This window comes from Ruminococcus bovis (assembly GCF_005601135.1).
GTDB lineage: Bacteria > Bacillota > Clostridia > Oscillospirales > Acutalibacteraceae > Ruminococcoides > Ruminococcoides bovis.
The window spans coordinates 737667-757046 of the sequence record NZ_CP039381.1; the positions used below are offsets into that span (position 1 = coordinate 737667).

Here is a 19380-nt window from a genome sequence, read left to right on the forward strand (position 1 = left end):
TACTATGAAATTTGAGAAAAAACAAACTGTATGGGCATATTTATTTCTGTTGCCATCATTAATAGGTATTACGGTTTTTTATGCAGTTCCATACTTAATGTGTATATACAACAGCTTAATGTCCGGTGGGCATTTTGTAGGACTTGATAACTACATAGCGATTTTCAAGAACAAAGCATTTCTCTATGCACTAAAGAACACTATGATTTTTACAGTTGTAGCAATTCCACTACTTATGATTATTTCTTTCTTAATTGCTCAATTTTTAAATAGTTTTGAAAAGATAACTTCTTTCTTTAGAAGTGCATATTTAATGCCTATTGTAATTCCGGCAGCATCCCTAATTTATATTTGGCAGATGCTATTTAACGATTATGGTGTAATCAACAATATTCTAAATTCACTTGGTTTTGATACAGTTCATTTCTTTAGCAGTGGATTTTCTATGGTAATGATTATCCTGATTTACATATGGAAAAACTGTGGTTTCTGTGTAATCCTCTTTACTGCAGGACTTGCTAACCTACCAAAGTCAGTTCACGAAAGTGCTTACCTTGAAGGTGCAAGTAGCTTTAAAACAACAGTAAAAATTACTTTACCACTTATCACTCCAACAACATTCTTTGTATTCTTAATGGCAGTTATCAATTCATTTAGAATGTTCAGAGAGTCATTCTCACTATTCGGTACATATCCAAATGAGAATGTTTACTTCCTACAGAACTTTATAAACAACAACTACAACAACTTTAACTACTCTCAGCTATCTTCATCAGCCATTGTAATGTCAATTATTTTCATTGGTATTATGTTAGCATTCTTTATGTATGAGAGAAAGTCAGATTATTTGGAATGAGGATAAAATGAAAAAGAAATTTACAGTAAAAAAATCATTAAAATATTTGTTGCTAATTGTGCTGACACTTATTTTCTTAATGCCGGTTGTGTTTATGGTTATAAGTTCATTTATGTCCAGTAAAGAAGTTTCCTCTATGCTTGACTTTACAACCGGTCAGTATGCATCCTTTAAACTGATACCGGAACATTTTTCACTTGAACAATTCTACAAGGTGTTCTTTAGAAACGGTGACTACTTAAAGGAATTTTGGAACTCAGTACTAATTACAGTACCTACAGTTATAGGTCAGTTAATTGTATCTTCCCTAGCTGCTTTTGCTTTCGGTAAGCTGAAATTCCCAGGTAGAGATAAGCTATTCTTTGTATATATGATATTCCTTATCTTGCCTATTCAAGTAACACTTGTACCTAGCTACTTTATGTATCAGAAGTTAGATTTACTTAACAATGTTATGAGCATTATTCTTCCGGGTACATTCTCAGCCTTTGGTATTTGCTTACTACGACAAAGTGTAAGGTACATTTCCGACTCATCAATTGAAGCTGCAAGAGTTGACGGTGCATCATACCTTAGAATATTCTTCCAGATTATTCTACCTCAGATAAGAGGTGGTTTAGTATCCCTTGCACTACTGACATTTGTAGATACATGGGGTGTTGTTGAACAACCGTTGATTTACTTTACAGACAAAGCAAAGTACCCACTATCAGTTTCACTTTCTGTTGATACTGCCGATGTAAATATTATTTTTGCTTGTGGTGTAATGTTTATGATACCGGCTTTAATCATCTATTTCTTAGGTGAAAAAGATGTTAGAAGTTCATTTTCGAGGATATAACTATGGAAAAGAAAAATATGCGTACAAAATTTCAAAAAGGTATTGTGGCTTTTGCAATAATTTTCTTTTTGGTAATCGGTGGGTTAACTTATTTGTCAAATAAGATAGATGCCTTACTTTACCCTACTGTTACAGTTGCAACAACCAATACAGGATATATAGTTGACAATGAAGAAGATATGGCCTACTATGACCCAAGAGGTGGTAACACATTAATACCCACTTCTTCAGTACATAACGGTGAAGTTTATTATGTTATCAAAAACACAGATGGCAACTATATTGTAGCTAAAAAGCAAATTGACATACTTAACCAAAACGGTTTATATACTGAAATAGCAAAAGAAGAAAAAGGCTTTTTGGCAATTGTAGACAGTGACAAAGACCTAAAAGTAGGAGAACAAGTTTTAGTAAAGGCAGATGTATTATGATAAAGAAAAGAATTATACCTTTCATAGTTGTTGCTTTACTGTTACTTACTTCTATCTCAACATTTACATATGTAATCAACAACTATAAAAGTCAAAACAAAAACACAGTTATCAGTATCCAAAATGTTGCCTCTCAAGGCAAAAGCAAAGCTACCATAAAGGATTATGAAAAACTGGTAAAACAATATGAGGACTTTAAGGACACTTCATTTTGTAGTGAACTTAGTACAACTACTGTAAATAACACAAAAATTACACCTGTACTGATAAATCACAACTACCTAAAGTACAATAACATTTCTTATACCGATGAGGGTATCACAAATGTTATGGAAAAAGGAAAAAGCAAAACTGCTGTAGTTAGCAAAACCTTCGGTAAAAAAATTGCTGAGGGCAAGTCACAGATAGGTAAAACCTTTATAATGAATGATGAAAGATACCGTATCACAGGTGTTTATGATGACAAAAAAGGTACTATTAATGACTTCTTCAAAGATAACAAAGAGAGAGTTTACATTAACTACACCAGCACAGATAACTATGAAAAAGAAAAGTTAACTGCAGTAAGTTGTGTTGATGGCAGTAACTCAAGAAGCCAATTTTACTTCTTAGGTTTTGATAATTTCCAAAAGGTTAACTTTGATGAAAAAAATTTAGCCGTAAATGATTTTACTGCAATTATTTCATTTATCTTAACTGTTATCACATCAGTTTATTTAATCAGATTATGGCTTAACAACCTAGGTTCAACTTATAGATTTATTAAAGAAAAACACAGTGAAAATTATTTAGGTAAATTCATAATAAACAACCTACCATCACTAATACTTAGATTAATAATTTTCTTAATTTTACCTTTAGCTATTTTTGTACTGTGCTACATAGCTTTAAAAGATTTCCACCTTGTATATAACTATATTGATAAGGAAAATCTATTTAGCATTTCACATATGTTAAATACATTGTCCTCTACTATACAGACAGAAACTTCAACATTAATGGGTGGCAATCCATACTTCTTAAATCTATATAACGGTACATTGGTTTTAGGTGTGATTTTCTTACCGATTATCCTACTACTGTTCTTCTTTACCTACTACCTGTTTAATCAAGTAGGAAAAGAAAGTAAAGGTGCTATGTACCTTATCACTACATCATTTATTGTAATCACAATTATTTCTTTAATTGTAGCTTTCGTAAGTGACAGTAGCTTTACATTCTTACAGATAATCTTCTTTATTACTGCATTATTTATTGCAAAATGTTTGAAAGATTATTTCATTAGAAAAGACTAAAATTTATCCCACAACTAAGTAAAAATAGTTGTGGGATTTTTTTATTTAAACATATATGATGCTGTATCAACCATTTCTTCCATTGCGTGAATAGCCTTGTTCATTTTCTTTTTCATAGGCTTTTTGATTTTGGTATTATCCATCATCTTTTCACCAATCATACCTACTGCAATACCGGACATTAAACCAACACAAATACCTTTCATCATTCCACCGTTATTCATTTAATCACCTCCTAAAAGTATTTTTACCTAAAGACAAAATTATATAAAAGTGAATGAAAACCAATTTAGGAATGTTGTACTATTTTTCAATTTAGTATATAATTAAGAATAGAGGTGATTATTTTGGCAACACTGAATATTGTACTGGTTGAACCGGAAATTCCACAAAATACAGGCAACATTGCTCGTACTTGTGCTGCAACAGGTGCAAGGCTACATCTTGTTAGGCCACTTGGCTTTCAGATTACAGACAAAACAGTAAAGAGAGCAGGTCTTGATTATTGGGATTTACTGGATATAACTTACTACGATAGTCTTGATGATTTTTTAGAGAAAACTAAAGGTGCAAAGTACTTTATGTACACCACTAAAGCACTGTATAAACATACAGAAGTAGAGTATCCCGACAACTGTTACTTGCTTTTTGGCAAGGAAACAAGAGGACTGCCTGAACATTTACTAATGGAACACAAAGAAAGTTGTGTTCGTATTCCTATGGTTAAAGATGCAAGAAGTCTGAACCTTAGCAACTCAGTTGCTATTGCTGCCTATGAAGTGCTGAGACAATGGGACTATCCGGCACTTCTCACCCATGGTCAGCTACACAGACATCATTGGGAATAATAAATATAATTTTCTTTTATTTTACATAAACTTAAGCATAATTTTATTATCCCAAAAATAACGAAAAAATATCTAAAAATTTCTGAAAAAAGTAGGGATAAAATCATTATATCTATTGAAACCATTACAAAATTGTTATATAATTAACTATATCTGGGAACAGATTTTAATAAGTAATTTATTTGAAAGGATGTTTAAATATGGGTTTAAACAAAGTTACAGTTGATGATGTAAATTACGCTGGCAAAAAAGTTCTTTGCCGTTGTGACTTTAACGTACCTCTAAAGGATGGCGTTATCACAAACGACAACAGAATTACAGCTGCTTTACCAACAATCAAAAAGATTATGAATGACGGTGGCAAGGTTATCCTTTGCTCTCACCTTGGTAAGCCAAAGAACGGTCCTGAAGAAAAGTTCTCTCTAGCACCTGTTGCTGTTAGACTTTCTGAACTACTAGGCAAGGAAGTTGTATTTGCTGCTGATGACGAAGTTGTTGGCGAAAATGCAAAGAACGCTGTTGCAAATATGAAGGACGGCGATGTTGTTCTACTACAGAACACAAGATTTAGAAAAGAAGAAACAAAGAATGAAGAACCATTCTCAACAGAACTAGCTTCACTAGCTGATTGTTTCGTTATGGATGCTTTCGGTTCAGCTCACAGAGCTCACTGCTCAACTGCCGGTGTTACAAAGCACATTAAAGATACTGCTGTTGGTTACCTAATGCAGAAGGAAATCGACTACCTAGGTAACGCAGTTGAAAACCCAGTAAGACCTTTCGTTGCTATCCTTGGTGGTGCAAAGGTTGCTGATAAGCTAAATGTTATCTCTAACCTACTAGAAAAGTGTGACACACTTATCATCGGTGGTGGTATGGCTTACACATTCCTAAAGGCTAAGGGTTATGAAGTTGGTCTTTCTCTTGTTGACGATAGCAAGATTGACTACTGTAAGGAAATGATGGAAAAGGCTGAAAAGCTAGGCAAGAAACTTCTTCTTCCTGTTGATACAACAATCGGTGACGGTTTCCCTGACCCAATTGATGCTCCAATCGAAGTTAAGGTTGTTCCTGCTACAGAAATTCCTGCTGATAAGGAAGGTCTTGACATCGGTACAGAAACTCAGAAGCTATTTGCTGATGCTGTTAAGTCTGCTAAGACAGTTGTATGGAACGGTCCTATGGGCGTATTTGAAAACCCAACTCTTGCAAAGGGTACAATCGCAGTTGCTAAGGCTCTTGCAGAAACAGACGCTACAACAATCATCGGTGGTGGCGACTCAGCTGCTGCTGTAATTCAGCTAGGTTTTGCTGACAAGATGAGCCACATCTCAACAGGTGGTGGTGCTTCTCTAGAATATCTAGAAGGCAAGGTTCTACCTGGTATTGATGTAATCGCTGACAAATAATTTTAGATTATAAAGGGGCAGACAACAGTCTGCCCTTACATAAATATTTTTAATATTTTATTTTGAAAGGAATTATTCATAATGGATAAGAGTAAAAGAAAGGCAATTATTGCCGGTAACTGGAAAATGAACAAAACTCCATCAGAAGCTAAGGCTCTACTAACAGAACTTGCTCCTATGGTTAAAGATGCTGACTGTGAAGTTATCGCTTGTGTACCATTCGTTGACCTAACAGTTGCACTAGAAGCTACAGAAGGCACAAACATTCAGATCGGTGCAGAAAACTGTCACTGGGAAGAAAGTGGTGCTTTCACAGGCGAAATCTCAGCTCAGATGTTAGCTGAAATGGGTGTTCCTTATGTTGTTCTAGGTCATAGCGAAAGAAGACAGTACTTTGGCGAAACAGATGAAACTGTTAACAAGAGAACAAAGGCTGCTCTAGCTCATGGTCTAAAGCCAATCGTATGTGTTGGTGAACTTCTATGGGAAAGAGAATGTGACATTACTGAAGAAGTTATTGCAAGACAGATTAAGCTTGACCTATTCGGTGTTTCTGCTGAAGATGTTAAGAAGACTGTTATCGCTTACGAACCGGTATGGGCTATCGGTACAGGCAAGACTGCTACTGCTGATCAGGCTGAAGAAGTTTGTGCTTTCATTCGTGCAACACTTGCTAAGCTATATGGTCAGGAAGTTGCTGACGCAGTTACAATTCAGTACGGTGGTTCTATGAACGCAGGTAACTGTGAAGAACTACTTTCAAAGACTGATGTTGACGGTGGTCTAATCGGTGGTGCTTCTCTAGTTGCTGAAAAGTTCCAGCCAATCGTTGCTGCTGCATCTAAGTAATTTTGATTTAAATATAAGGAATTGATTATAATGAAAAAACCATTAATCCTAATGATTTTAGACGGTTTCGGTATTTCTCTTGACGCAGGTAACGCTATTGTTTCTGCTAAGACTCCAAACCTAGGCAAAATCTTTGGTGAAAACCCTATTACAAAAATCGGTGCATCAGGTATGGATGTTGGTCTTCCTGATGGTCAGATGGGTAACTCAGAAGTTGGTCATACAAACATTGGTGCCGGTAGAGTTGTATATCAGGAACTAACAAGAATCACTAAGTCTATTGAAGACGATGATTTCTTCCAGAATGAAGCTCTAACTAAGGCTATTGAAAATGCTAAGAACAATGATTCTTCACTACACCTAATGGGTCTGCTATCTAACGGTGGTGTTCACTCACACAACACTCACCTATACGGCCTACTTGAACTAGCTAAGAAGGCAGGTCTTAAGAAGGTTTATGTTCACGCATTCCTAGACGGTAGAGATGTTCCTCCATCATCTGCTAAGGACTTTGTTGTTGAATGTGAAGAAGAAATGGCTAAGATTGGCGTAGGTAAAATTGCTACTGTTATGGGTAGATACTACGCTATGGATAGAGATAACCGTTGGGATAGAGTTGAAAAGGCTTATTCTGCAATGGTATATGGTGAAGGCGAAAAGGCTGATACTGCTCCTAACGCAGTACAGGCTTCTTACGACAAGGACACTACTGATGAATTCGTACTACCTACAGTTATTGAAGGTGGCGATACAATCAAGGCTAATGACTCTGTTGTATTCTTTAACTTCAGACCTGACAGAGCAAGAGAAATCACAAGAACACTTGTTGATGAAAACTTTGACGGTTTTGAAAGAAAGAACGGTTTCTTCCCACTAACATTCGTATGTATGACTCAGTATGATGCAACAATGCCTAATGTAGAAGTTGCATTTAAGCCTCAGTCACTTGTAAACACACTAGGCGAATATGTAGCTAACAACGGTATGACTCAGCTAAGAATTGCTGAAACAGAAAAGTACGCTCATGTAACATTCTTCTTTAACGGTGGTGTTGAAAAGCAGTACGAAAATGAAGACAGAATTCTTGTTAAGTCACCAAAGGTTGCAACTTATGACCTACAGCCTGAAATGTCTGCATATGAAGTATGTGACAAGTGCTGTGACGCTATCAAGAGTGGCAAGTATGATATGATTATCCTTAACTTTGCTAACTGTGATATGGTTGGTCATACAGGTATCTTCCCTGCTGCTTGTAGTGCAGTAGAAGCAGTTGATACTTGTGCAGGTAAAGTTGTTGACGCAATTAAGGAAATGGATGGTGTGGCTCTTATTACTGCTGACCATGGTAATGCTGATAAGATGTATGAAGAAGATGGTTCTCCATTTACTGCTCATACAACAAACCCTGTTCCATTCTGTGTTGTTAATTATCCTTGTACTCTTCGTGAAGGTGGCAAGCTAGCTGACATTGCTCCAACAATGTTAAAGATTCTTGGTCTACCTCAGCCTGAAGAAATGACAGGTACATCAATTATTGAATAATTAACCCATATTTTCAATACTTCTACACCCACCGATTTTGGTGGGTGTTTTTTTATCTATTATCACCAAAAACTAAATATAAATTTAGTCAATAGCAACATTGCAATAATCCTTTTAAACATTTATAATTGAGAATAAGGAGGTGAAAGATTTGAAAAAGTTTATTTCATCAATACTAACAGTTATCATCCTTTCAACTATGTTTATTGTTGGTTTCCCTGCAAGTGCAAAGGCTACTACACTTAACGGTAAAGCAGTAAGCAAAGGACAGATTGTAACTGTTACATACAGAATTAAAGCACCAAAATTAATGGAAGATATTCAAGCTCATGTTGACTACACCGGTGGACTAAAGTTAATGAGTGTTTCATACAGTTCAGAAATGAAGAAAGGTTCTTTCGTAGAAAACCACAACCTTACAAGACAAATTCGTTTTAATGCAGTTTGTATTATGAAACCTATGGACTTCAAGAAAACAACTAACCTTATTTCTATGAAGTTTAAGATTACAGGCAATGGTTCTATGAAAATTTCTCTTAACCTAATTTGTCTTGATGCTACTGATGGCACTAACTATGGTAGAACCGGTGCTAACAGTCAGTACAATAAGTTAAATATTTCTACTGTAACTAAGAGATTAGCTTCTTCTGTTAAGCTAAACAGAAATACACTAGCACTAAAGAGAAACAAGACTTATAAATTTAAGGCTACTGTTTCCCCATCTACAACTGATAACAAAAGTGTTAAGTGGTATGTTTCTAACAGAAAGGTTCTAAAAATTTCTAACGGCAAGGTTAAAGCTGTTAGAAAGGGTACAAGCTATGTATATTGCAAAACTACCGATGGTAGTAACAAAACTGCAAAATGCAAAGTTGTTGTAAGATAATTTCATATTAAGTTTTAAAGGCACTTCAAATGAAGTGCCTTTTCTTATACCTATTTACTTTTCCACATATAGCAATAAAAATGTTAATAACCGAAAAGTAAAAGCCTCTATCACAGATAGAGGCTTAGAAACTGTTATATTATAAAAATTTAATCAACGCACTTGCACCCACAAGTAACACATTAATAAGGAATAGAATACCGGCAGTAACTATATGATACTTAATCTTAGCTACAATCACACCAACAAATTCTCTAAGGAATGCATTGGGCCAGAAGTACCATTTTGTTTTACTGCCAACACCAATGGCATTTAATCCGGCAGTAGTTGCATACATACCACTACGGAAAAGATGGTATCTTGTGGTGGAGAAAGCCACCTTAGCGTTAGGATTTTTCTCATCAATTAGCTTTTTAGAGAACTGCATATTCTCCAAAGTTGTGGTTGATTTATTTTCAACCATAATATCATTTTCGTCAACACCTTGCTGAAGTAGGTAATTTTTCATTGCATCACCCTCAGCAATAATTTCATCATTTCCTTGACCACCAGATGGCACAAAGACACAATTCTTCTTTGTTAATTCTTTCTGTTTCTTTACAAAGCTAATAGCACTGTCAACTCTACCCTTTAGTAAAGGTAACAGTGAACCGTCTTTTCTGAGGCCACAACCAAGTATAATAATATAGTCCCTATCGTAATGTGGCTTTCTAAAGGATGCCATAAGTGAACAAATACAAGAACCTAAGAAAACACAGTCAAAGTAAACCACCATATAGCTTATGAAACCACCAAGTAAAGTTGTTGCATATAGCATTTTTTCTGATGAATAGTTGTTATAAACAATATCAGTTAACCTACTGAGAAAAGCAGCTACAATAAACACAATACCAAGGATTACACCTAAAATATTCTTAACACTTTTGCCTTCACGAAATATTAGAACCACATTGCTAACAGAAATAAGCAAGAACAATATACTTAATAATGGTACAAGTGAGAACATAACATATTGACCGGATGACATTATATTAGAAATAAAGTTCATCAAACCAAAGTTACTGCTTGTATTAAAGTAAATTCCACATTGCACACCGAAAATTAACATCAATAAAATCAGAAAAATTATCAATCCTATATAAACCATATTTTTATAGCTATACCAATTTTCCTTAAATGATGCTTTAGTAGACTGAATAACTATTGCAAATACAATCAGCAAATAAATAAAGGCTGAAATTATTATGGCAAAGTAACCATTAAAATCAAAATGACTTTTATTTATCACTGTACCAAATCCGGTTGTATGTTCTTCAAACATTTCTGTCATAGGGGTTTTATCGCCCTTATTAATCAAGTCATAATTAACGGTAACCATTGTTGTACCTTTATTAACCGACTTAAATAAAATTTCTTTATCTCGGATTTTGTCTACTTTTAATACATTTTCATCATCAATATTGACTTGTACATTTTGAATCTTGCCACTGTCATTAGCCCATAAACTATATGTATAAGTGTCACCTACTGCTAAAATGTAGGAAAAACACCCACCAATCAATACTAACGCTGAAAGTACCAGTAGAAGTATCTTTTTCTTCAGCATATAAACCTCTCCTCACCTATTCTATCTACATTATACATTTCATAATAAATAAACACAAGGAAAATAATTGTACTTGGGTAAATAAATCGGAAAGATATTTTCTATTTTGATTTTGTCTGTTTAGTTAAATTTATTAAATTAGTTTTTTCAATTTTATCTGTGCGTTACAAAAAATTAGTTTTTCAAGTTTGGGTTTGTGGGGATGTTTATGTAGTGTGGGTTAATTAGATAGTAATCGATTAATTCATCTTATTTATAGCTTTTCACTCCTTCAGTCATTCTTTAAAAGATGAATTGCTTTGCAATTCACGAATGACAGCTTCCTCGTCTGAGAAAGCCAAACACAATATGTACAAATTTATAAGTTTGTACATAATTAAGAATTTGTACAGACCTTGTTGCCTCCCTCGCTGAGGGAGGTGGCTTTGCGTATGCAAAGACGGAAGGAGTGGTTGATATTTTAAACTTGTTTAAAATATCATCATAGCAGAATTTTTCCTTTATTTCTAACTATTAAATGTAACAAGAATTATGAGTTACAGGTGTAGGGGACATCATTGATGTCCCGTAACATTTTTTCTATTTATCAGTATTTTGTCCTATTTAAAAATCTTGAAATTATAGTTTGTAAATAGGGCAATAATCCCATAGGTATCACACTTTTTAACGGGCGAACACTGTTCGCCCCTACGACTGTAAGCCATAATATGATATAAAAATCGGTATTATTTATGCTACAAAATATTGTTGTATTATGAATTATACAACCACATAATTTACAGTTTATACAAGGACATAGTTTGCACTTTTTAGTATTTAAACATCCCCACAAGCCCCAATTTATCATTCTCACCTTTACCAACAGACAAAATTGAAAAACCCAAATTTATAAAATTGCTCAGTATAAAAATGACCACTTACAATTGTAAGTGGTCATAATTTTATTAAGTTAAATACTGATTAAAAATACAAATCGGTAATCAAAACTAAAATTACTTTTCAAAAACAGCACCCTGAGATGCAGAAGTAACTAGCTTTGAATATCTCTTTAGGTAACCTGAAAGTTCCTTTTCAGGCATCTTAAAGTTCTTCTTTCTTTCAGCAAGAACATCATCAGCAACATTTAGAGTTAAAGTTCTGTTTGTAATATCAACTGTGATTGAGTCGCCTTCTTCAACAAGACCGATAAGTCCACCGGCAGCAGCCTCAGGACAAATATGACCGATTGATGCACCTCTTGTAGCACCTGAGAAACGACCGTCAGTAATAAGAGCAACTTCTTTATCAAGACCTGCACCGGCAATAGCTGATGTAGGAGAAAGCATTTCTCTCATACCCGGACCACCCTTAGGACCTTCGTAACGGATAACAACAACATCACCGGCAACAATCTTACCGGCTAGGATAGCGTCATTTGCTTCTTCTTCACTGTTGAATACTCTTGCAGGACCTGTGTGTTGCATCATTTCAGGAGCAACTGCACCCTGTTTAACAACTGCACCTTCAGGAGCAAGGTTGCCCTTAAGGATAGCAATACCACCGTCTTGACGAAGTGGATTATCTACTGTGTGGATAATTTCACCGTCAGCATCCTTAGCATTTGCAATTCTGTCACCAACAGTACCCATAACAGTTAGGCAATCTGTGTTGATGATACCCTTCTTAGAAAGTTCCTTCATAACTGCTGGGATACCACCCTTTTCGTTAAGGTCAGTAATGAAGATTTTACCGGCTGGGTTTAACTTACAAATCTGAGGAGTTTTCTTAGAAATCTCATCAATTACTTCAATGTTTACAGGAATATCAGCCTCATAAGCAATAGCTAGTAGGTGAAGAACTGTATTTGAAGAACAACCAAGAGCCATTTCACAAGTTAGAGCATTTTCAAAACTCTTCTTTGTGATAATATCCTTTGGTCTAATATCATTTTCTAGTAGGTACATAACTCTTTCACCGGCAGTCTTAGCAAGTCTTCTACGACCGGCATATACAGCTGGGATTGTACCGTTAAATGGAAGACCCATACCGATAGCTTCTGTTAGGCAGTTCATTGAGTTGGCTGTGTACATACCTGAACAAGAACCACAAGTTGGACAACAACTGTCCTCATATTCGGCAAGTTCTTTTTCTGTAATCTTACCACTTGCACAAGCACCAACATACTCAAACATTTCTGATAGACCGTATCTAACACCGTCTTTTTCACCCGGTAGCATTGGACCACCACTAACGAAAACTGATGGTAGATTCATTCTACAAGCAGCAATAAGCATACCCGGAACAATCTTGTCACAGTTAGGGATAAATACAACTGCATCAAGTGGATGAGCAGTTAGCATAATTTCAATTGAGTCAGCAATGATTTCTCTTGAGCATAGAGAATACTTCATACCCTTATGGTTCATTGCAATACCGTCACAAACACCGATTGTGTTAAATTCAAATGGAACACCACCGGCATTACGAATGCCAGCCTTTACTTCTTCAGCAATATCATCTAAGTGCTTATGACCCGGAATATAGTCACTCTTAGCTGAAACAACTGCAACGAAAGGCTTTTTCATTTCACTTTCTGTAATACCCATAGCCTTTAAAAGAGAACGGTGAGGTGCTCTTGTAGGGCCTTTCTTAATTAAATCTGAACGCATAATATACCTTCTTTATATAAAAATTTATCTTTATGTACATCTAAAGTTTTGTATGAATATTTTGCTTCTACAGTCAAAAATCATACTCTATCTAACAATAGGTACTATACATATGTATTCTATCATATTATAAATATAATTTCAATTATCTTCTTTTTCCAAAATGAGATTTTTATTAAAATATAAGCTGATAAATATCCACATTAAGGTCACGATTAAATTTTACACCGGCTTTTTTGATTTTGCCACAAAACTGAAATCCGTACTTCTTATGCAAATGGATACTTTCCTTATTTTCATCTGTAATAAGAGAAACTATAGTATATATGTCATTACATTCTTTTGCAAAGTTAATGGCAAATTCCATTAATTCTGTGGCAATATGCTGATGTCTATAATCTTTATTAACATAAACAGAAAGTTCTACTGTTGTATCATAAGCATCTCTATGGCTGAATTTTGAAAGTGTAACATAAGCAACTGCTTTGTTATCTTTTTCATAAACATAAAAAATTCTTTTGCCACTATGCTCATCAAACATAGTCCTGAAAAAGTCATCACCTTTTTCTGTAATGTCAAATGTTGCAGTTGAAGTACGAACTGCATCATTATAAATTTCCTTTATGTAAGGTAAATCCTCTACTACTGCTTTTCTAATGTTATTTTCCACTTAAACACACCTTCTGTTATTCAGTCTTAAATTTATCTTTATCAAGTGTTTTTATCACTTTTGCCGGACTACCAACAACTACTGCACAGTCAGGTACATCATGAGTTACAACAGAACAAGCACCTACTATTGCATTTTTGCCAACTCTGATACCCGGCATAATTGTTGCACCTGCACCAATCCATGCACCTTCTTCAATTACAACAGGCTTACAAGTTAGAATTTGTCTGTCATAAAAATCGTGATTGTTAGAAAGCAATTGACAATTAGATGCAATCTGAACATTATCCTTAATAGTAATTCCACCTCTGGACATAAAAAGGCAATTGCTATTTACAAAAACATTGTTGCCGATTTTCACTTCATCAAAACAAGTACCTTGTATAGGTGCAGAAACAAAGCTACCTTCACCTATATTACCAAATATTTTCTGTAGCAAGTCACTGTATTCTTCACTCATAGGCATAGTGTGGTTAAGTTGAAAAACCAGCTTGTTGGTTTCTTGCATTTTCTTAATATCTTCTGCTGTATGATTTCTCATATCAACTCTTTCTTCTTTACAATCCATAATTCTCTCCTATTAATTTTTATGTGCTATTACTCTTAATCTTCTATAATCGGCAACCCATTCTTTACCATTCCATAACTTTTCTTTTGCTATGGATGAAGTTCTTTCAAGAACTTTTTTCTGAACTTCTGTTGGCATTTCTGCTAACTCATCGGCATAAAACTGTTTCATCCAATTTGATAAACCTTGTTCTTTATCTTTCAAAACAGTAGGTCTGTCAAAGTCATAAATATTATCAATTACAAAACCATTTTCACTTAAAACATTTCCAAATTCCTCTACAGTAGGGAAATTGAATTTTAGCTTGTACTGACAGTTAAATTCTTTTGATGCTTGTTGAAAGGATTTTTCTACTGTGGCAACATTACCACTTCCACCAAATTCACACACCAACAATCCTTTACTTCTTAAGACTTTATAAATATTTTCAGCCAATTTATTATGGTCACTTATCCAATGAAAAACTGCATTAGAAAACACAACATCAAATTCATTTTCAAAAGGCAAATCAAGTGCATCACACACCATAAAATCAATATTAGGATAATGACATTTTGCTTTATTTATCATATTTTCTGAACTGTCAACACCTACAACCTTGTTGCATAGTTCAGCTAATTGATATGTAAGAGTGCCTGTACCACAACCTAAATCAAGTATAGATTGACTTTTATTTTTGGGTACAAACTCTAAAAGCCCCTTGCCGTATTCAGCTACAAAATCGTGTTTGTTGTCATATAATGATGAATTCCATTCCATTATAAACCACCTTATTTTTGATTTTCATTTACTACTCATTATCATCTGAAAAAAATTGTAAACCTTAATCAAAAATGATATAATCTTGTAGTAATTATATTTTACAATATGTTTTTTATAATATCAACAAGAGGTTTACTGTTTATGAAACGAAAGTTTTTACAAATCAATATATAACTAAACCCTTTGAGATTTTCATTTTCTCAAAGGGTTTTATAATTATTTTTTCTTTACTTTTTCAATTACTATTTCAACTGCAAATGCAACTAACATACAGATACCACATAATAAACCCATATATATTCCCTTAGACTCACCAACATATTTTGAACCAACTTTGGTTAAGTCATATATTGGAATACCAAGTACATTTACATTAAAAGTTTCAACACCTAAACCATATGCTTTGGTGTAACCAATGTATATAAAAACACTCATAAGTAACATAGCAAAAGCAAAACCAATGGCAACTGCTATAATTCTCTTTACACTTTTCTTCATTATTTTCTCCTTTATAAAGTTGCATTAACTTTGGTTACATTATAAATCAAAATGTTTATTTATACAAGGAACTATCGGTTTCATTAGGTTTGCAACCAATAGTTGCATAATTATTTTTGAATTTCGGCAATTAAGATATTTTAATTTTTCAAAGGTTCTCATAATTTAAAGATAAAATTCAGTTCTTCTTAGTTGAGTATAAGGTTTAGAATTTCTTATTTTCTTTGGCTCATTCATATCTATATCAACATATAGAATTTGCTCTTTATCGTCAGCAACAGAAACAACATTACCACTTGCATCAACTACAACAGACTCACCGGAAAAGTTCATTTCTCCCTCAGTACCAACACGATTGCACATAGCTATACAGACACTATTGTGAAAGGCTTGTACCCTAAGTTCCCACTTAAACATTTCTAATGGTTCTTCCTTAGTATTTACAGTAGGAATCAAGATTAAATCAGCACCTTGCAAAGTTTCTGTACGGATACTTTCGGGATAGTGTCTGTCAAAGCATACAACAATTCCTATATTTCCAAATTCAGTTTCAAAAACTTTGAAACCATCATTTGAGGGTGTGTAATAATCTTGTTCAAAAAATTTATCAGCTTGTGCTATATGCACCATCTTCTGAACACCTTTGATTTTGCCTTTATTATCAATAAAGATACTTGCATCATAGGTTTTGTTATCCTCTAATAAATACAAATTAGGCACTGCCATAATGTTATTTTCTCTACAAATATCAGTAAATTTTCTCACAATTTTCGAGTCAATCTTCACTGCATATTTACTAACATTCTGCCCTTTGTATTGTGGAAAAAATTCTGTCAACTGTACTTCCGGAAACAGTACTAAATCTGCACCGTTATTTTTTGCCTTAACTATTGAATCAAGGCTTTTTTCTAAATTTAATTCAACACTTCCTGAGTTGCTCATTTGCACTAAAGCTAATTTCATAACTATCTTCCTAAATTACAATTTCATATACAGTAGTGGATATGGGTTGCCTTCTTCATCAAGCTCAGTTCTTTTATAAGTCTTAAAACCTAAATGTTCATAAAACCCTACTGCTTGTGGGTTTTGCTGATTTACGGTAACTTCATTTACATTATAATTTTCTACACCGAACTTCACAAGGCTTTTGCCTATGCCTTTTCCTCTACACAATGGAGAAATAAAAAGCATTTCAATTTTTCTACTTTCAACACCTATAAAACCTACAATTTCACCGATGTCATCCTCTGCAACTATTAAATGCTTAACACCACTGATAGCCATAGGTACATACCCTTTAATCTTCTTGATTTCTTCATCAGTTAGGAAAGTGTGAGTTGCTTTAACAGACTGTTCCCATATATTTAAAAGTGTAGATTTTAAGTCTTCTGATTTATCTTTTACTTCATATATTTTCATTTTTAATTCCAATCAAATTATTTAGATATATTATAAATAATAATACCTTACAAGTCAATTTATAAAGAAACCATTATCAATATTATTACGGTAATCAGGAATATTAATAATTATTCTTTTGTGCTAAGCTCAGTACTCTCTCAAAATTTTGCTTTAATGAAAAGATTATAGTTGACATTAAGATAAACTGTAAGTATAATGGTTACAGGTGATGATATGAGAATAAATACAAAATTTCCAGTTGCAGTTCATATGATGACACTGATTTCTTATATTCAGAAGATGGATAAGACAGCAACTTCTGAGATACTAGCCAAAAGTGTAGGAACAAATCCGGTTGTAATTCGTCAGATTATGTCTTTGTTACGGAAGTCAGGTCTGATTGAAACCAGAAACGGAGCTTCAGGAATCTATCTTGTAAAAAAAGAAGAAGATACTACACTACTTGATATTTATAAAGCAGTTCGGGACAACGAAAACGCAACTTTATTTGATTTTCATGCAAACCCTAACCCAGCTTGTTTTGTTGGTGGCAATATTAAAGAAGCAATGGAAAAACCATTATATGAAGCACAAATTGCAATGGAACAGTCACTTGCCCAATATTCCTTAAAGGATATAATTGAATATATTGACAAAAAGACGCATTGATAAAGGTGCGTTTTTTTATAGATTAACCTGTAATTAAAATAGTTACAGCTAAACAAAGGAGGACATTAAAATGTCAGATAAAATGGAAGTATATTATTTCAGCCCAACAGGTGGAACAAAAAAGGTAACTCAAATTTTTGTGGATGCAATAGAGAAAGAAGCAAAGTGGTATGATTTAGGAAAGAAAGATACGATACCTGAAGAAGCAACATCAGAATTAACTGTTGTTACTGCACCTGTATTTGGTGGCAGAATTCCCTCTGTTGTAAGGGAAAAAATCAAAAAGTTAAAAGGTACAGGAAAAAAGGCAATTACAATTGTGGTTTATGGAAACCGAGCTTATGAAGATGCACTGCTTGAGATGAACGATATTTTAACAGAAAATGGATTTACAGTAATTGCATCAGGTGCATTTGTGGCACAACACTCTATGGCCCCGGAAGTTGGTGCAGGAAGACCTGATCAGGAAGATGCAAAGGATATTCGTAAATTTGCAAAAGCTATCCTAAATAAGAAAAATACAGATGGTGTGCAAGTTTCGGGAAATCGTCCTTATAAACCGGAAATGAATATGCCTTTTACCCCTATTTCACTTCCTACTTGTAAAAAATGTGGAGTGTGTGCAAAGTTATGCCCAACAGATGCAATTACAATTACTGATAACAGAGTAACAACAGATAAAGAAAAATGTATTTTGTGTATGGCATGTACCTGTGCTTGTCCTGAACATGCAAGAATTTTACCACCACCGGTACAGGAAAAGATGGAAAAGATGCTTGGTGCATTGAAAAATATCAGAAACAAAAATGAAACATTTCTATAATAAAAAGGAGAATACTTATGCCAATTGGAATTATTGTAAACTGCCTTGGAGTTATTGTTGGTGGAATTGTAGGCTCTCTGATTGGACCCCGTTTAACAGGCTCTTTCAAAGATAATCTTAACCTTGTTCTTAGTGCCTGTGCCATGACTATGGGTATCAGCTCTATTTTCCTAATGAAAAATATGCCTGTAGTTATTCTTTCCATTATTTTAGGAACAGTAATCGGTCTAACTATCCATCTTGGAAAACTTACGCAGAAAATGGGAATGGGAATGGAAAAAATTATTTCTAAGATTATCCCCTGTAAGCACAACAAGGATGAAGAATACTCTAATGTGTTAGTGACTGCTATCGTATTATTTTGTGCCAGTGGCACTGGCATCTATGGTAGTATTACAGCCGGAATGACAGGTGATCATAGCATTCTTTTGGCAAAAACTGTCTTAGATTTTGCTACTGCCTTAATATTCGCCTGTGTCCTTGAAATGGTAACTTGCGTAATTGCCGTTCCACAGTTCATCTTATTTATGATACTTTTCTTACTTGCCGGAGCAATTTATCCACTTTGTTCAGAAACTATGATTTGTGATTTCAAAGCCTGTGGTGGTGTACTACTTATAGCAACAGGCTTTAGAATGATGAAAGTAAAGAATTTTCCAATAGCAGATATGATACCATCAATGGCACTTGTAATGCCATTTAGCTATCTTTGGGTAACATATGTACTGCCTTTCGTTTCTTAAAGATAACTTACAATTTTATTTTAAAAATATAGCAA

General features: G+C 34.2%; 21 protein-coding genes. 12 read left to right on the plus strand and 9 right to left on the minus strand.

Translation table 11 applies throughout. From position 1 onward, the window contains the following. Window positions 1–4 precede the first annotated feature (4 nt). The 4 genes from E5Z56_RS03550 to E5Z56_RS03565 are packed head-to-tail and all read left to right on the plus strand — an operon-like array spanning window position 5 to window position 3423. A complete protein-coding gene (locus tag E5Z56_RS03550; RefSeq protein ID WP_138156556.1) occupies window positions 5–856 on the plus strand; it encodes a carbohydrate ABC transporter permease in 852 nt (283 codons plus the stop codon). A gap of 7 nt (window positions 857–863) precedes the next feature. Next, complete coding sequence (locus E5Z56_RS03555) at window positions 864–1697, plus strand: carbohydrate ABC transporter permease (RefSeq protein ID WP_138156557.1); 834 nt, start codon at window positions 864–866, stop codon at window positions 1695–1697. 2 nt (window positions 1698–1699) lie between these two features. Continuing rightward, the gene (locus tag E5Z56_RS03560) at window positions 1700–2128 is read left to right on the plus strand and encodes a hypothetical protein (RefSeq protein ID WP_138156558.1); all 429 of its coding nucleotides are present in this window, start codon (window positions 1700–1702) and stop codon (window positions 2126–2128) included. Beyond that, window positions 2125–3423 carry an ABC transporter permease gene (locus tag E5Z56_RS03565; RefSeq protein ID WP_138156559.1) on the plus strand — a complete coding sequence of 433 codons (1299 nt, stop codon included), beginning with the start codon at window positions 2125–2127 and terminating at the stop codon, window positions 3421–3423. Before E5Z56_RS03560 ends, E5Z56_RS03565 begins: the two co-directional genes overlap by 4 nt. A gap of 41 nt (window positions 3424–3464) precedes the next feature. On the opposite strand, the gene E5Z56_RS03570 is transcribed toward E5Z56_RS03565, so the two are convergent. Continuing rightward, window positions 3465–3647, minus strand: a complete 183-nt coding sequence (locus tag E5Z56_RS03570) for a hypothetical protein (protein WP_022504883.1) — start codon at window positions 3645–3647, stop codon at window positions 3465–3467. A gap of 123 nt (window positions 3648–3770) precedes the next feature. On the opposite strand from E5Z56_RS03570, the gene trmL reads away from it, so the two are divergent. From trmL to E5Z56_RS03595, 5 genes are all read left to right on the plus strand, one after another. Next, on the plus strand, window positions 3771–4271 hold the full coding sequence (gene trmL, locus E5Z56_RS03575; protein ID WP_022504884.1) for a tRNA (uridine(34)/cytosine(34)/5-carboxymethylaminomethyluridine(34)-2'-O)-methyltransferase TrmL: 501 nt from the start codon (window positions 3771–3773) through the stop codon (window positions 4269–4271). Window positions 4272–4471: 200 nt separating this feature from the next. Continuing rightward, window positions 4472–5680, plus strand: a complete 1209-nt coding sequence (locus tag E5Z56_RS03580) for a phosphoglycerate kinase (RefSeq protein ID WP_138156560.1) — start codon at window positions 4472–4474, stop codon at window positions 5678–5680. Between the two features lie 81 nt (window positions 5681–5761). Next, window positions 5762–6529 carry a triose-phosphate isomerase gene (tpiA, locus tag E5Z56_RS03585; RefSeq protein WP_138156561.1) on the plus strand — a complete coding sequence of 256 codons (768 nt, stop codon included), beginning with the start codon at window positions 5762–5764 and terminating at the stop codon, window positions 6527–6529. A gap of 30 nt (window positions 6530–6559) precedes the next feature. Beyond that, on the plus strand, window positions 6560–8071 hold the full coding sequence (gene gpmI, locus E5Z56_RS03590; RefSeq protein WP_138156562.1) for a 2,3-bisphosphoglycerate-independent phosphoglycerate mutase: 1512 nt from the start codon (window positions 6560–6562) through the stop codon (window positions 8069–8071). Between the two features lie 151 nt (window positions 8072–8222). Beyond that, on the plus strand, window positions 8223–8957 hold the full coding sequence (locus E5Z56_RS03595; protein WP_138156563.1) for an Ig-like domain-containing protein: 735 nt from the start codon (window positions 8223–8225) through the stop codon (window positions 8955–8957). Between the two features lie 139 nt (window positions 8958–9096). Here the strand turns inward: E5Z56_RS03595 and E5Z56_RS03600 are convergent, their stop codons facing one another. The 8 genes from E5Z56_RS03600 to E5Z56_RS03635 form a co-directional block, all read right to left on the minus strand. Continuing rightward, window positions 9097–10563 carry a YdcF family protein gene (locus tag E5Z56_RS03600; protein ID WP_138156564.1) on the minus strand — a complete coding sequence of 489 codons (1467 nt, stop codon included), beginning with the start codon at window positions 10561–10563 and terminating at the stop codon, window positions 9097–9099. A gap of 992 nt (window positions 10564–11555) precedes the next feature. Next, on the minus strand, window positions 11556–13211 hold the full coding sequence (ilvD, locus tag E5Z56_RS03605) for a dihydroxy-acid dehydratase (RefSeq protein WP_138156565.1): 1656 nt from the start codon (window positions 13209–13211) through the stop codon (window positions 11556–11558). 175 nt (window positions 13212–13386) lie between these two features. Then, window positions 13387–13881, minus strand: coding sequence for a GNAT family N-acetyltransferase (locus E5Z56_RS03610; protein ID WP_138156566.1), 495 nt, complete (start codon window positions 13879–13881; stop codon window positions 13387–13389). A 16-nt stretch (window positions 13882–13897) separates the two neighbouring features. Further along, a complete protein-coding gene (locus E5Z56_RS03615; protein ID WP_138156567.1) occupies window positions 13898–14449 on the minus strand; it encodes a DapH/DapD/GlmU-related protein in 552 nt (183 codons plus the stop codon). Between the two features lie 12 nt (window positions 14450–14461). After that, window positions 14462–15208: a class I SAM-dependent methyltransferase gene (locus E5Z56_RS03620; RefSeq protein ID WP_138156568.1), complete on the minus strand. Its 747-nt coding sequence runs from the start codon at window positions 15206–15208 to the stop codon at window positions 14462–14464. 219 nt (window positions 15209–15427) lie between these two features. Continuing rightward, window positions 15428–15709, minus strand: coding sequence for an LlsX family protein (locus tag E5Z56_RS03625; RefSeq protein WP_138156569.1), 282 nt, complete (start codon window positions 15707–15709; stop codon window positions 15428–15430). A gap of 165 nt (window positions 15710–15874) precedes the next feature. Next, window positions 15875–16672 (minus strand): carbon-nitrogen hydrolase family protein, encoded by a 798-nt coding sequence (locus tag E5Z56_RS03630; RefSeq protein ID WP_138156570.1) that lies wholly within the window; start codon window positions 16670–16672, stop codon window positions 15875–15877. Between the two features lie 15 nt (window positions 16673–16687). Further along, window positions 16688–17128 (minus strand): GNAT family N-acetyltransferase, encoded by a 441-nt coding sequence (locus E5Z56_RS03635; protein WP_138156571.1) that lies wholly within the window; start codon window positions 17126–17128, stop codon window positions 16688–16690. 216 nt (window positions 17129–17344) lie between these two features. On the opposite strand from E5Z56_RS03635, the gene E5Z56_RS03640 reads away from it, so the two are divergent. The 3 genes from E5Z56_RS03640 (at window position 17345) to E5Z56_RS03650 (ending at window position 19345) form a co-directional block, all read left to right on the plus strand. Next, window positions 17345–17779: an Rrf2 family transcriptional regulator gene (locus tag E5Z56_RS03640; protein WP_138156572.1), complete on the plus strand. Its 435-nt coding sequence runs from the start codon at window positions 17345–17347 to the stop codon at window positions 17777–17779. Window positions 17780–17849: 70 nt separating this feature from the next. Then, a complete protein-coding gene (locus E5Z56_RS03645; protein ID WP_138156573.1) occupies window positions 17850–18602 on the plus strand; it encodes an EFR1 family ferrodoxin in 753 nt (250 codons plus the stop codon). A 17-nt stretch (window positions 18603–18619) separates the two neighbouring features. Further along, complete coding sequence (locus tag E5Z56_RS03650; RefSeq protein ID WP_138156574.1) at window positions 18620–19345, plus strand: DUF554 domain-containing protein; 726 nt, start codon at window positions 18620–18622, stop codon at window positions 19343–19345. The last annotated feature ends 35 nt before the right edge of the window (window positions 19346–19380 follow it).